The organism is Pseudoalteromonas sp. P1-7a (assembly GCF_001401855.1).
In the GTDB taxonomy this organism is placed as follows: domain Bacteria; phylum Pseudomonadota; class Gammaproteobacteria; order Enterobacterales; family Alteromonadaceae; genus Pseudoalteromonas.
Genome location: NZ_LKDU01000154.1, coordinates 1 through 233, shown reverse-complemented (window position 1 = coordinate 233; position 233 = coordinate 1). Strand labels below are relative to the sequence as shown.

The 233-nt window shown below is 49.4% G+C and carries 1 protein-coding gene; it reads left to right on the top strand.

The features are described from left to right. On the top strand, positions 1-233 hold a 233-nt coding region (locus AN389_RS20475; RefSeq protein ID WP_160318652.1), incomplete at both ends, for a hypothetical protein.

The following is a 233-nucleotide window of genomic DNA, read 5'->3' as shown; positions in this document are numbered from 1 at the left end:
ATTTCAGCACAAGATTCAGTCGAGCTTGATAACACCGCAGCAATCACAACCAGCATTGATAAAACCGCCGATGGCGTGATTAATGGTAATGGCGAAAGTGCCGCCATGGTTGTGCGTGGGACAGTAACCGATGTAGAAGATGGCCAAACCGTGACGGTGATCATCAGTGATGGCACAAACCAAGTTGAAACCACGGCGCTTGTACAAAACGGCGAATACGTTACCGACCCGAT